At 67.3% G+C, this 13,029-nt stretch carries 12 protein-coding genes and 1 riboswitch; of the genes, 4 read left to right on the top strand and 8 right to left on the bottom strand.

Features of this window, described 5'->3' with window-relative positions; translation table 11 throughout:
* Positions 1 to 8 precede the first annotated feature (8 nt).
* The 3 genes from urtE to LGR64_RS27040 are packed head-to-tail and all read left to right on the top strand — an operon-like array spanning position 9 to position 2,370.
* Complete coding sequence (gene urtE / locus LGR64_RS27050) at positions 9 to 698, top strand: urea ABC transporter ATP-binding subunit UrtE (RefSeq protein ID WP_012202163.1); 690 nt, start codon at positions 9 to 11, stop codon at positions 696 to 698.
* Positions 699 to 734: 36 nt separating this feature from the next.
* Positions 735 to 1,964 (top strand): formamidase, encoded by a 1,230-nt coding sequence (fmdA, locus tag LGR64_RS27045; protein WP_013800108.1) that lies wholly within the window; start codon positions 735 to 737, stop codon positions 1,962 to 1,964.
* A 46-nt stretch (positions 1,965 to 2,010) separates the two neighbouring features.
* A complete protein-coding gene (locus LGR64_RS27040) occupies positions 2,011 to 2,370 on the top strand; it encodes an FmdB family zinc ribbon protein (RefSeq protein ID WP_012202165.1) in 360 nt (119 codons plus the stop codon).
* Positions 2,371 to 2,442: 72 nt separating this feature from the next.
* Here the strand turns inward: LGR64_RS27040 and LGR64_RS27035 are convergent, their stop codons facing one another.
* The 5 genes from LGR64_RS27035 to LGR64_RS27015 are packed head-to-tail and all read right to left on the bottom strand — an operon-like array spanning position 2,443 to position 6,180.
* Positions 2,443 to 3,189: an amino acid ABC transporter ATP-binding protein gene (locus LGR64_RS27035; protein ID WP_012202166.1), complete on the bottom strand. Its 747-nt coding sequence runs from the start codon at positions 3,187 to 3,189 to the stop codon at positions 2,443 to 2,445.
* Positions 3,176 to 3,829, bottom strand: coding sequence for an amino acid ABC transporter permease (locus LGR64_RS27030; RefSeq protein ID WP_012202167.1), 654 nt, complete (start codon positions 3,827 to 3,829; stop codon positions 3,176 to 3,178). Before LGR64_RS27030 ends, LGR64_RS27035 begins: the two co-directional genes overlap by 14 nt.
* On the bottom strand, positions 3,826 to 4,554 hold the full coding sequence (locus tag LGR64_RS27025; RefSeq protein ID WP_016448704.1) for an amino acid ABC transporter permease: 729 nt from the start codon (positions 4,552 to 4,554) through the stop codon (positions 3,826 to 3,828). Before LGR64_RS27025 ends, LGR64_RS27030 begins: the two co-directional genes overlap by 4 nt.
* Before the next feature lie 31 nt (positions 4,555 to 4,585).
* Positions 4,586 to 5,392: a transporter substrate-binding domain-containing protein gene (locus LGR64_RS27020; protein ID WP_230357369.1), complete on the bottom strand. Its 807-nt coding sequence runs from the start codon at positions 5,390 to 5,392 to the stop codon at positions 4,586 to 4,588.
* Positions 5,389 to 6,180: a FadR/GntR family transcriptional regulator gene (locus tag LGR64_RS27015; RefSeq protein WP_099732517.1), complete on the bottom strand. Its 792-nt coding sequence runs from the start codon at positions 6,178 to 6,180 to the stop codon at positions 5,389 to 5,391. Before LGR64_RS27015 ends, LGR64_RS27020 begins: the two co-directional genes overlap by 4 nt.
* A gap of 277 nt (positions 6,181 to 6,457) precedes the next feature.
* Positions 6,458 to 6,584: riboswitch (S-adenosyl-L-homocysteine riboswitch) on the top strand.
* Positions 6,585 to 6,638: 54 nt separating this feature from the next.
* Between LGR64_RS27015 and metH the strand changes: the two genes are divergently transcribed.
* The gene (gene metH / locus LGR64_RS27010) at positions 6,639 to 9,368 is read left to right on the top strand and encodes a methionine synthase (RefSeq protein ID WP_230357367.1); all 2,730 of its coding nucleotides are present in this window, start codon (positions 6,639 to 6,641) and stop codon (positions 9,366 to 9,368) included.
* A gap of 102 nt (positions 9,369 to 9,470) precedes the next feature.
* Here the strand turns inward: metH and LGR64_RS27005 are convergent, their stop codons facing one another.
* The 3 genes from LGR64_RS27005 to LGR64_RS26995 form a co-directional block, all read right to left on the bottom strand.
* On the bottom strand, positions 9,471 to 10,814 hold the full coding sequence (locus LGR64_RS27005) for a glycerophosphodiester phosphodiesterase family protein (RefSeq protein ID WP_141833172.1): 1,344 nt from the start codon (positions 10,812 to 10,814) through the stop codon (positions 9,471 to 9,473).
* Positions 10,815 to 10,985: 171 nt separating this feature from the next.
* Positions 10,986 to 11,672 carry a GntR family transcriptional regulator gene (locus LGR64_RS27000; protein ID WP_012202175.1) on the bottom strand — a complete coding sequence of 229 codons (687 nt, stop codon included), beginning with the start codon at positions 11,670 to 11,672 and terminating at the stop codon, positions 10,986 to 10,988.
* The gene (locus LGR64_RS26995) at positions 11,669 to 13,012 is read right to left on the bottom strand and encodes a C4-dicarboxylate transporter DctA (protein WP_141833170.1); all 1,344 of its coding nucleotides are present in this window, start codon (positions 13,010 to 13,012) and stop codon (positions 11,669 to 11,671) included. The genes LGR64_RS27000 and LGR64_RS26995 overlap by 4 nt, the downstream gene beginning before the upstream one ends.
* Positions 13,013 to 13,029 lie beyond the last annotated feature (17 nt).

The raw sequence follows: 13,029 nt of genomic DNA, 5'->3' as shown, positions 1-13,029 counted from the left end.
GAATTCACATGCTGCAAGTCAAGGATCTGTACGTGGCCTATGGCCAGAGCGAGGCGCTGCACGGCATCAGCTTCGAGGGCCGCGAGAACGAAACCGTGGCCATCATGGGCCGCAACGGCATGGGCAAGACCACGCTGTTCAAAAGCCTGATGGGCGTCATGCCCGCCAAGAGCGGCCAGATCACCGTGGCCGGCCAGGACGTCACGAAGGACGAGAGCTTCCGGCGCGTGGCCAAGGGCATTGCCTACGTGCCCCAGGGCCGCATGATCTTCCCCACGCTGACCGTGGAAGAGAACATACAGACGGGCCTGGAGAACGCGAAGACGCGCCAGGTGCCCGACGACATCTACGCCCTGTTCCCCGTGCTCTGGGACATGCGCCGGCGCAAGGGCGGCAACCTCTCGGGCGGGCAGCAGCAGCAGCTGGCCATTGCGCGCGCCCTGGTCACCGACCCCAAGGTGCTGCTGCTGGACGAGCCCACCGAGGGCATACAGCCTTCCATCATCAAGGACATCGCCAAGGCGCTCAACGAGATCCGCAAGCTGCGCCGCATCACCATCGTGGTCAGCGAGCAGGTGCTTTCCTTCGCAATGGATGTGGCTGACCGGCTGTTCGTCATCGAGGGCGGCCGCCTGGTCCATGAGACGGCCAGAGCAGATACCGACGAGCAGCGCATCAAGTCCTACCTCTCCGTCTGATCCGTTTTTTCCCACTGCCATCGCAAGGAGCACACCATGGCCGAAACCCTGATCAAGGTCGATCTCAACCAGTCCCCCTACGACAACCCGCAGGTGCACAACCGCTGGCATCCCGACATCCCCATGGCGGTCTGGGTGGAGCCGGGCGCGGAGTTCAAGCTGGAGACCTATGACTGGACCGGCGGCGCCATCAAGAACGACGACAGCGCCGAAGACGTGCGCGACGTGGACCTGTCCACCGTCCACTTCCTGTCCGGCCCCGTGGGCGTGAAGGGCGCGCAGCCCGGCGACCTGCTGGTGGTGGACCTGCTGGACATCGGCGCGCGCGACGACAGCCTCTGGGGCTTCAACGGCTTTTTCTCCAAGCAGAATGGCGGCGGCTTCCTGGACGAGCATTTCCCGCTGGCCCAGAAGTCCATCTGGGACTTCCACGGCATGTTCACCAAGAGCCGCCACATCCCCGGCGTCAACTTCGCAGGCCTCATCCACCCGGGACTGATCGGCTGCCTGCCCGACCCCAAGATGCTGGCCAGCTGGAATGAGCGCGAGACCGGCCTCATCGCCACCGATCCCGACCGCATTCCCGGCCTGGCCAACCCGCCCAACGCCACCACCGCCCACATGGGCCAAATGCAGGGCGAGGCGCGCGACAAGGCCGCCGCCGAAGGCGCACGCACCGTGCCGCCGCGCGAGCACGGCGGCAACTGCGACATCAAGGACCTCTCGCGCGGCTCGCGCGTGTTCTTCCCCGTCTACGTGGATGGCGCGGGCCTGAGCGTGGGCGACCTGCACTTCAGCCAGGGCGATGGCGAGATCACCTTCTGCGGTGCCATCGAGATGGCCGGCTGGGTGCACATGAAGGTCTCGCTGATCAAGGGCGGCATGGCCAAGTACGGCATCAAGAACCCTATCTTCAAGCCCAGCCCCATGACGCCCAACTACAAGGACTACCTGATCTTCGAAGGCATCTCGGTGGATGAAAAGGGCAAGCAGCACTACCTGGACGTGACCGTGGCCTACCGCCAGGCCTGCCTGAACGCCATCGAGTACCTGAAGAAATTCGGCTACAGCGGCGCCCAGGCCTACTCGCTGCTGGGCACGGCGCCCGTGCAGGGCCACATCAGCGGCGTGGTGGACGTGCCCAATGCCTGCGCCACGCTGTGGCTGCCCACGGAGATCTTCGACTTCGACATCAATCCCACGGCCGAGGGACCACAGAAGATCATCACGGGCGGGGTGGACCTGCCCATCGCCCAGGACAAGTAAGCCCGACATACGACACCCGCTATCCACCATCCGCCAGAGGCCGCCCATGCCCACCTATGACTACCACTGCACCGCATGCGGCGGCTTCGACGCGCTGCGCAGCCTCTCGCAGCGCAACGAGCCCGCGCCCTGCCCCAGCTGCGAGGCGGCCTCGCCCCGCGTCTTCGTCAGCGCGCCGCGCCTGGCCTGCACCAGCCCCGAGCAGCGCCGCGCCCATGACACCAACGAGCGCGCCCGGCACGAGCCCAGGCGCTCACGTGATGTGGCCGAGGGCAGCTACGCGCGCATGCGCCACCCTTCGGGCTGCGGCTGCTGCAGCGGCGCCAGCAAGCGCGGCTCCACGGTCACGGCGCCCAACGGCGCCAAGACCTTCCCGACCAAGCGGCCCTGGATGATCAGCCACTGACCGCGGCCCCTGCGCCGCGCCAATGCAAAAAAGGCCCGCGATGCGGGCCTTTGTCCTGCCTGGCCGTCCCGCTCAGTGCACCGCGCCGATGAAGCCGGCCAGCTCCGGCGTCTGCGGGTTGGCGAACAGCTGCTTGGCCGGGCCGCTTTCGTGGATCAGGCCCTGGTGCATGAACACCAGCTGGTCGCCCACGTCGCGGGCAAAGCGCATCTCGTGCGTGACCATGATCAGCGTCATGCCCTCGGCGGCGAGCTGCTTGACCACGGCCAGCACCTCGTTGACCAGCTCCGGGTCCAGGGCCGAGGTGATCTCGTCGCACAGCAGCACCTTGGGCTGCATGGCCAGCGCGCGTGCAATGGCCACGCGCTGCTGCTGGCCGCCGCTGAGCTGGTCGGGGTAGCTGTCGTACTTGTCGCCCAGGCCGACCTTGGCCAGCATCTGGCGCGCCAGCGCCGCCGCCTCGGGCTTTTTCACGCCCTTGACCACGGTGGGCGACAGGGCCACGTTCTCGCCCGCCGTCAGGTGGGGGAACAGGTTGAACTGCTGGAACACCATGCCCACGTTCAGGCGCAGCGCGCGCAGCTGGGCGGGCGAGGGCGCACTGCCCTCCGAGCCCTTGAGCACGGCGTCGTCCACCACGATCTGGCCGGACTGGATGGCCTCCAGCCCGTTGATGGAGCGCAGCAGCGTGCTCTTGCCCGAGCCGCTGCGGCCGATGATGGCGACCACCTGGCCGCTGTCCACGCTCAGGTCCACGCCCTTGAGCACATGGTTGTTGCCGTAATGCTTGTGAACGGCGCGCACATCAACGAGCGGCATAGAGTTTCTTCTCCAGATGGGATGCGTAGAGGGACAGGGGCCAGCACAGCAGGAAGTAGCCTGCGGCGACCAGGCCGTAGATGAGGAAGGGCTGGAAGGTGGCGTTGGCCAGCATGGAGCCGAGCTTGGTCAGCTCGCTGAAGCCGATGATCGAGGCCACGGCCGTGCCCTTGATGATCTGCACCGAGAAGCCGACCGTGGGCGCTATCGACAGGCGCAGCGCCTGCGGCAGCACCACATGGCGCATCTGCTGCAGGTAGCCCATGGCCAGGCTGGACGAGGCTTCCCACTGGCCGCTGGGGATGGACTCCACGCAGCCGCGCCAGACCTCGGCCAGGTAGGCGCTGGTGTACAGCGTCAGGCCGATGGCGGCCGCCGTCCAGGGCGAGATGTCCAGGCCGGCCATGGACGAGCCGAAGAACACGATGAACATCTGCATCAGCAGCGGCGTGTTCTGGAAGGCCTGGATATAGGCCTTGGCCAGGCGGCGCAGGTTCTGGCTGCGGCCCACGCGGGCGAACAGCACCAGCAATCCGGTGGCGCCGCCCAGCACGAAGGCCAGCAGCGACAGCGCCAGCGTGGCCAGCAGGCCCTCGGCCAGCTTGGCCAGGATGGGCAGCAGGGGAATGTCGGCAATCATGCGGCGTCTCCGGCAGTGGTTGCAGGTGCAGCGGGTGCAGCGGGCCGGGCTGCACGCGGCGTGCGGCGGCCCACCACGAAGCGCTGGCCTATCCAGGCCAGCAACTGGCGCAGTGCCAGGGCCAGCACGAAGTACGCCGCCGTCACCACCAGGTAGGTCTCGAACGCGCGGAAGTTGCGCGACTGGATGAAGTTGGCGGCGAAGGTCAGGTCCTGGGCGGCGATCTGCGAGACCACCGAGGTGCCCAGCATCACGATCACGATCTGGCTGCTCAGCGAGGGCCAGACCCGCTGCAGCGCAGGGCGCAGCACCACATGGCGGAAGACCGCCCAGCGGCCCATGCCCAGCGCGCCAGCGGCTTCCAGCTGGCCGCGCGGCGTCTCCTGGATGCCGGCGCGCACGATCTCGGTGATGTAGGCGCCCAGGTTGATCACCGTGGTCAACAGGCAGGCCTGCCATTCGTTGATCTGCACGCCCAGCGAAGGCAGGCCGAAGAACACGAACATCAGCTGCACCAGGAAGGGCGTGTTGCGTATGCCCTCCACGTACACCTTGAACAGCCAGTGCAGCGGCGCAATGCGCCAGGCGCGGCTGACGCCGCCGGCCACGCCGATGGCGCCGCCCAGCACGGCGCCCGCTGCCGTCAGCGCCAGCGTGAAGCCTGCGCCCTGTGCCAGCAGGCCGCTGTAGTCGAACACGGCGCCGAAGTCGAATTGATAGGCCATGGAAGGATTTCCGGGAACAGGGGCGCAGCGGTTACAGGGTGGCGGGCAGCGGCATCTTCATCCAGCGCTGGGACAGGTTGCCCAGGCGGCCGTCGGCCTTGAGCTTGGTGATGATGGCGTCCACCTTCTGCAGCAGCGCCGGCTCGCCCTTGGCCACGCCGATGTAGCAGGGCGTGTCCTCGACCGCGAACTTCGCGTCCAGCTGGCGCAGCCTGGTGCGCTCGTTGACGGCGTTGGCCACGATGTTGCCCAGCGTCACCAGCTGCACCTGGCCCGTCAGATAGCTTTGCGCGGTGGCGTTGTTGTCCTCGTAGCGCTTGATGGTGGCCGAGGCCGGCGCCACCTGCGTGAGGGCCAGGTCCTCGGTGGAGCCGCGCGTCACGCCCACGGTCTTGCCGGCCAGGTCGGCAGGGGCCTTGATGCTCACGTCCTTGGGGCCGTAGACGCTCTTGGGGAAGGGCGCATAGGCCTGGGTGAAGTCGATCACCTTGGCGCGCTCGGCGTTCTTGCCCAGGCTGGAGATGACGATGTCGGCCTTGCCTGTGGTCAGGAAGGGGATGCGGTTGGTGCTGGTCACGGGCACCAGCTCCACCTTCACGCCCAGCTCCTGGGCGACCAGGGCGGCCATGTCGATGTCATAGCCCTGCAGCTTCAGGTCGGTGCCCAGCGAGCCGAAGGGCGGGAAGTCCTGCGGAATCGCCACGCGCAGCACGCCGGCCTTCTGGATGTTGGCCAGCATGTCGGCATGGGCTGCGCCGCCCAGGCCGGCAGCGGCCAGGGTGGCGGCCGCCAGGGCGGTGCGGATGAATGCGCGGCGGGGTGTCAGGGGGGAAGTCATGCGAAAGCTCCTTCGGAAGGTGGGGTGAGGCGAAAGGAAAGCGGGTCAGGGTCGGGCGCAGATGTATCGGGCGCTGTTGCGTCGGGCGCCGTCGCGTCGTCCGGTGTGTCGAGATCGATGCCGCTGCGCCTTGCGGCCGACAGCAGGTGGGCGCGCATGGCGCCCGCGGCACCCGGTGCATCGCCCGCGCAGACGGCCTGCACGATGGCGTCGTGCTCGCGCACGGGCTGGTCGTCGGCGCCGCTCCAGGCAAAGGGCAGGCGCAGGCTGTGGCTGATGGCCAGTTCCAGCTGGCGCGCCATGGCCACCAGGCCCGGGTTGCCCGACAGCTGGGCCAGCAGCAGGTGGAACTGCAGATCGGCGTCGGCGGCGGCCAGCAGGTCGCTGCGGGCCAGTGCGTGGGCCAGCTGGGACTGGGTCCATTGCAGCTGGCGCAGGCCGCTGTCGTCGGCGCGCACGGCCGCCAGCGCGGCCCAGCCGGGCTCCAGCACCAGGCGCAGCTCGATCAGCTGGCGCGGCGACAGCGTGCCCAGCGCCGGGGTGGCATAGGCGCGGTGCATGCGTGCACGGCCGCTGTGCGGGCCGTTGATGCGCACGCCCTTGCCCGGCTGGATCTCGACCAGGCCCAGGGCCTCCAGCATGGACAGTGCCTCGCGCAGCGAAGCGCGGCTGATGCCCAGCTGCCGGGCCAGCTCGCGCTGCGGCGGCAGCTGGCTGCCGCCGGGGTAGTGGCCGCTCAGGATGTGCTGCTGCAGCGTCTGGGCCATCGAGATCGGAATGCTTTGCATGGGCTGGCGCGGGTGGAGGGTTTTGGCCTGACTGGTCAGACCACGTACCCAGCAGATAGCGAATTGCGTGCCAGATGCAAAAAAAGGAGCGTTGTCCTCAGGCGCTGCAAAGAATCCGGGGCGATGGGGTATCGACAATCCGCCCCGAAGGCGCCGCCGGCGGCCCGCGCTGCCGCGCTTTGGTGCAGTGCCGCATGGCTTTGTGCAGGCCTGCCCCGAATGCGGGCGTAAAACCCGCACTGCAGGCCGCCGCCAGCCGCCGTAGAATCCCGGGCTTTGGCCCGAGGAGCGTTGCAGCGCGGCACCCGCCCATCCGTACACCGGATCGCGTGCCGCGTCAGGCTTGGGCCAGGTGCAGGTTCCCGGCCGGACCGCGCCCACGGTGCCAACGACGCTCACCTGTTGCCATGCCGTTTTTGCAGGTGAGCTTGATGTCGTCCTCTTTCACTCCCCCTCCCATGCGTCTGTCGGGCCTGGAGCCCGTCTCCATCGGCGAGGGCACGCTGTTCGTCAACGTGGGCGAGCGCACCAACGTCACGGGCTCCAAGGCCTTTGCGCGCATGATCCTCAACGAGCAGTACGAGGAAGCGCTGTCCGTGGCACGCCAGCAGGTGGAAAACGGCGCCCAGGTCATCGACGTGAACATGGACGAGGCCATGCTGGACAGCAAGGCCGCCATGGTGCGCTTCCTGAACCTCATCGCCTCCGAGCCCGACATCGCCAAGGTGCCGGTCATGGTGGACAGCTCCAAGTGGGAAGTCATCGAGGCCGGACTGCGCTGCCTGCAGGGCAAGGGCATCGTCAACTCCATCTCCATGAAGGAAGGCCTGGATGAATTCAAGCGCCAAGCCCGGCTGATCAGGCGCTACGGCGCGGCCGCCGTGGTCATGGCCTTCGACGAGAAGGGCCAGGCCGACACCTATCAGCGCAAGATCGAGATCTGCGAGCGCGCCTACCGCATCCTGGTGGACGAGGTGGGCTTCCCGCCCGAGGACATCGTCTTTGACCCCAACATCTTCGCCGTGGCCACCGGCATCGAGGAGCACGACAACTACGCCGTGGACTTCATCGAGGCCGTGCGCTGGATCAAGCGCAACCTGCCCGGCGCCAAGGTCTCGGGCGGCGTCTCCAACGTGAGCTTCAGCTTCCGCGGCAACGACCCTGTGCGCGAGGCCATCCACACCGTCTTCCTGTACCACGCCATCTCGGCGGGCATGGACATGGGCATCGTCAACGCCGGCATGGTCGGCGTCTATGACGACCTGGAGCCCCAGCTGCGCGAGCGCGTGGAAGACGTGGTGCTCAACCGCCGCCCTGACGCTGCGGAACGCCTGCTGGAGATTGCCGACGCCGCCAAGGGCGCCGCCAAGGACGACAGCAAGAAGCTCGAATGGCGCGGCACGCCCGAGAACCCGAAGACCGTGGGCGAGCGCCTGTCGCACGCCCTGGTGCACGGCATCACCGACTTCATCGTCGCCGACACCGAAGAGGCCTACCAGCAGATCGTGGTGCAGGGCGGCGGCCGCCCGCTGCACGTGATCGAAGGCCCGCTCATGGACGGCATGAACATCGTGGGCGACCTGTTCGGCGCCGGCAAGATGTTCCTGCCCCAGGTAGTCAAGTCGGCGCGCGTGATGAAGCAGGCCGTGGCCCACCTCGTGCCCTACATCGAAGAGGAAAAGCGCCAGCAGGAAGCGGCGGGCCTGGACGTGTCCAGCAAGGGCAAGATCGTCATCGCCACCGTCAAGGGCGACGTGCACGACATCGGCAAGAACATCGTCACCGTGGTCCTGCAGTGCAACAACTTCGAGGTCATCAACATGGGCGTGATGGTGCCCTGCCATGAGATCCTGGCCCGGGCCAAGGCCGAGGGCGCGGACATCATCGGCCTGTCGGGCCTGATCACGCCCAGCCTCGAAGAGATGCAATACGTCGCCGGCGAGATGCACAAGGACGACTACTTCCGCATCAAGAAGATTCCGCTGCTGATCGGCGGCGCCACCTGCTCGCGCGTGCACACCGCCGTCAAGATCGCGCCCAAGTACGAAGGCCCCGTGGTCTACGTGCCCGATGCCTCGCGCAGCGTCAGCGTGGCCCAGAGCCTGCTGGGCGAGAACAAGGGCAACTACCTGGCCGAGATCCAGGCCGACTACGACAAGGTGCGCACCCAGCACGCCAACAAGAAGAAGACACCGCTGTGGCCACTGGCAAAGGCCCGCGCCAACGCCACGCCCGTGGACTTTTCCCAGGCCCCCGTTGCGCCGCGTGCCCTGGGCCGGCGCGTGTTCCGCAACTTCGACCTGGCCGAGATCGCCGAATACATCGACTGGGGCCCGTTCTTCCAGACCTGGGACCTGGCCGGCCCCTATCCGGCCATCCTCGACGACGAGATCGTCGGCGTCGAGGCGCGCAAGGTGCTGGCGGACGGCCAGGCCATGCTCAAGAAGATCATCGAAGGCCGCTGGCTGCAGGCCAACGGCGCCATCGGCCTGTTCCCTGCCAACCGCGTGGGCGATGACATCGAGTTCTATGCCGACGAGTCCCGCAGCCAGGTGCTGATGACCTGGTACGGCATGCGCCAGCAGACCGAAAAGCAGATGGTGGAAGGCCCGGATGGCCAGCCCGTGATGCGCCCCAGCCGCTGCCTGTCCGACTTCGTGGCCACCAAGGAATCGGGCATCCACGACTACGCGGGCCTGTTCGCCGTCACGGCCGGCATCGGCGCCGAGAAGAAGGACAAGGAGTTCCAGGACGCGCTGGACGACTACTCCGGCATCATGTTCAAGGCCCTGGCCGACCGCCTGGCCGAGGCCTTCGCCGAATGCCTGCACCAGCGCGTGCGCAAGGACCTGTGGGGCTATGCGCCCGACGAGGACCTCAGCAACGAAGCGCTGGTCAAGGAACAGTACAAGGGCGTGCGCCCCGCGCCCGGCTACCCGGCCTGCCCCGACCACAGCGCCAAGACCGACCTGTTCGCCGTGCTCAAGGCCGACGAGATCGGCATGACGCTGACCGAAAGCCTGGCCATGAACCCGGCCTCCAGCGTCAGTGGCTTCTACATCGGCCACCCCGACGCCGTCTATTTCAACGTCGGCGAAATCGGCGAGGACCAGCTCGCCGACATGGCCGCGCGCCGGGGCATGGACATCGAGGAGCTGCGCCGGTTGCTGGCGCCGAATCTGGGGTGAGAAGGTTTGGCCGCGCGGACTGGTGCCGCGCGTTGCAAGAAAAAAGCCAGGGCATGCCCTGGCTTTTTTATGGACGCCGCCGCAGCGGCATTCAGCGCTCGATCAGAGCCCGATTTCCTTGTTGTAAGCCTTGCGCGCCGCCACGGCCGTGTCCGTGAAGTCGGTGAACACGCCGTCGATGCCCAGGCGGTAGTAGGTCAGGTATTCCTGCACGGGGTCGCCCTTGTACAGGCCGGCGAGGCGGCCCGGCTCGTTGCGGAAGGTGAAGCTGTGCACGATCAGGCCGGCCTTGTGGGCGTCGCGGATCAGGCCCGTGTCCTTGACGGTGTTCACGTCCTTGAGGCCGGCGCCGTCCTTGTAGGGCACGACGGAGTGGGCCAGGACCTGGGGCTTCCAGGGGCCGATGCCGTCGGCATAGGTCTTGATGTCGGCCAGGCCTGCGGGCGTGAGCATGGCGGCGAAGGTGCGGGCGTCGCCGGCCAGGGTCCAGCTGTAGGGGCGGCCGCTGATGAAGGTCCACTCATCGTTGGTGATGTAGATCATGGAGCCGTCGCGCAGGCTGAAGTCGTTGCCGTCGATCAGCTGCACGCCCTTGGCCTTCATGCCGGCCTGGCGCAGGTACTTGAGGCTGGCCGGGTCGAAGCTCTGGATGTAGATGGCCGAGTCCTTGGCGTTGAGCTTGTTCTGGTCCAGCAGCTTGATCACCGCGTCTTCAAACGGGCGCGAGCCAGGTGCGCCGCAGCCGTTGGCGATCGCCTGCTGGTTGTTCCAGTAGGGGTTCTTGGTCTCGGCGTAGACGGGGATGGTGCGGCCCAGGGCCTTGCCCTTGGCGGCGGCGATGTCCAGCACGTCCTGGGCGCTGATCAGGGGCAGCTTGCCGTTCCACTCGGTGGGGCGCTCGCTGCGGTTGTCCAGGATGGTGCCGGTCAGCCAGCTGCGCAGCTCCTGCAGCGTGAAGTCGCTGATGGACCAGTCGTTGCGGTGGTCCTCGCCATCGACCACCAGGGCCTTGAGCACGGACTTGGGATCGTTGGCGTCCAGCTGGTCGCTCAGGTATTGCGAGGGGCCGTTGGCAGGCACGGCGGGGTACTTCACGTTGACCAGCACGCCGGCCGCAGTGCGCTGGCGGCGCGCCACTTCGGCATTGGTCTTGGCGACGTCGGCCACGTTGGTGCTGTCGCTGAGCCAGGCGTTGTGGCGGGCGACCAGCTGGCAGTCCTTCGTCATGTGCATGTCGAGTTCGAGCATGTCCGCGCCTGCATCGGCGGCGGCCTCGTAGGCCATGCGCGTCTGCTCCGGGAACTTGCCCGAGAAGCCGCGGTGGGCGATCACCTGGGGCTGCTTTCCGTCGAGCGTGAGGTAGAACGAGCCGCCGTCACCGCCGCAGGCCGTGAGGACTGCAGCCGCGCACAGGGACGCGAGCAGGGGAGTACGGGAAAAGGACATAGGACGTTGGGTCATATCCGAAGCAGTGGTGGGTTGATGAACGGCGCGCAATGCGCCAACTCAGCAGCGTATGCAGTCAGCCGTGTCGGCACCATGACAGTGCGCCCCCTATGAGCCAGATTGGCGTTTTAGCGACGGTCGACGGGAATTTGCCGACCCTCCGACACAGGGTTATCCCCCGAACAGGGGCGCCAGCGTGGCGCGCAGGCGGTCGCTGGCGTCGGGCGCCTCGGGCGGGCGGATTTCCAGCGAGCGTTCCACCGTGCCGATGTGCTCCAGCAGCAGGGCCTTGGCGCCCTCGGTGTCGCCGCGCTCCAGGGCCTCGACGATGCGTTCGTGCTCGGCGCAGGACTGGCTGGCGCTGTGCGTGGACTGGAACAATGTGGCCGCCAGCGTGGTGCGCGCCGTGAGGTCGCGCAGCGTGAGCGCCAGCAGGCGGTGGCCCATCTGCTCGGCCAGGCAGACGTGGAAGTCGGCCAGCAGGAAGGCGCGCGTGGCCGCGTCGGCGCCGGCAATGGCGTCCTGCTCCTGGGCGATGTGGCGGCGCAGCTGGCCGATCACGCTTTGCATCGGGCGGCCGGCCTCGCCCAGGATGCCGGTCTCGATGATGCGGCGCGCTGCAAAGGCGTCCTGCGCCTCCTCGGCCGAGGGCTGGACCACGTACCAGCCGCGCCGGGGCTGCACCTGCACGAAGCCGCGCGCCTGCAGCTGCATCAGCGCCTCGCGCACCATGGTGCGGCTGACCGCGAAGTTGTCGGCCAGCTCCTGCTCCCCCAGCCGTTCGCCGGGCGCCAGTTTCTGGGCCAGGATGGCTTCGACGACGCGCTCGGCGATGTGCTGGGGGCTTACAGGTGTCATTGCGTTGCAGGGTGGGCAGGAGTCACGGTTGCGGGGACGGCGGCGGCGCCGGAGGGCTCGGCGTCGGGCCCCTGATTGTCGGCCAGGCCGTTGAGCACGGCATGGGCGCGCTCGCGGTCGATGTCACCTTCCCAGGCGGCGATGGCCACGGTGGCCACGCAGTTGCCGATCAGGTTGCCCAGCGCGCGGGCAATGCCCATGAACCAGTCCACCGACAGCACCAGCACCAGGCCGATGGCGGGGATGGCCGGAATCGCATGCAGCGTGGCCGCTAGCACCACGATGGCCGAGCCCGGCACGCCGTGGGCGCCCTTGGAGGTCACCAGCGCAATCGCCAGGATGGTCAGCAGGTCGGCCATGCCGATGGGCGTGTTCGTGGCCTGGGCGATGAACACGGCCGCCAGCGTGATGTAGATGGAGAAGGCATCCAGGTTGAACGAGTAGCCCGTGGGAATCACCAGGCCCACGGTGGAGTCGCGCACGCCCATGTTGCGCAGCTTGGCCATGATCTGGGGCAGCACGCTGTCCGAGGAGGTGGTGGCAAAGACCACCATCAGCTCCTCGCGCAGGTAGCGCAGCAGCTTGATCAGGCTGAAGCCCGAAAAGCGCATCACCAGCCCCAGCACCACGAAGACGAAGAAGATCACCGCCACGTAGAACAGCAGCACCAGCATGCCCAGCTGCTTGAGCGAGCCGATGCCGTACTGGCCCACGGTGAAGGCGATGGCGCCCAGCACGCCCAGCGGGGCCAGCTTGATGAGGATGCCCATGATCTTGAACAGCACGTTCGACAGCGTGTCGATCAGCGCATGCACGGGCGCGCCGCGCTCGCCCAGCATGGTCAGCGCGCAGCCGAACAGCACGGCGAACAGCAGCACCTGCAGCACGTCGCCCGTGGCAAAGGCCTGCACCACGGTGGTGGGGATGAGCTTCATCAGGAAGTCCACCGTGCCGCCGCTGGTCAGCTTGTCGGCGTTGCTGGCGTAGGCGCTCATGGCCGAGGCGTCGAGCTTGCTTGGGTCCACGTTCATGCCCGCGCCCGGCTGGAACACGAAGGCCAGCACCAGGCCCAGCACCAGGGCGATGGTGGTCAGCACCTCGAAGTAGATCAGCGACTTGACGCCGACCCGGCCCACGCGCTTGAGGTCGCCTGCGCCCGCGATGCCGTGCACCACCACGCAGAACACCAGCACGGGAATGATCATCTTGATGAGCTTGATGAAGCCATCGCCCAGGGGCTTGAGCTTCACGGCCCATTCAGGGGCCAATATTCCGGCGAGCACACCCAGGATGAGTGCGATCACCACCTGTCCGAACAGTGATCTGGCAAAGCGGCGCATAGTCGTCTTTCGCAAGT

The sequence above is a fragment of the Delftia sp. Lp-1 genome (assembly GCF_020523835.1).
Taxonomy (GTDB): Bacteria; Pseudomonadota; Gammaproteobacteria; order Burkholderiales; family Burkholderiaceae_C; genus Comamonas; species Comamonas acidovorans.
The sequence above is the reverse complement of the archived record's forward strand: the minus strand, read 5'-3'. Positions and strand labels throughout refer to the sequence as shown.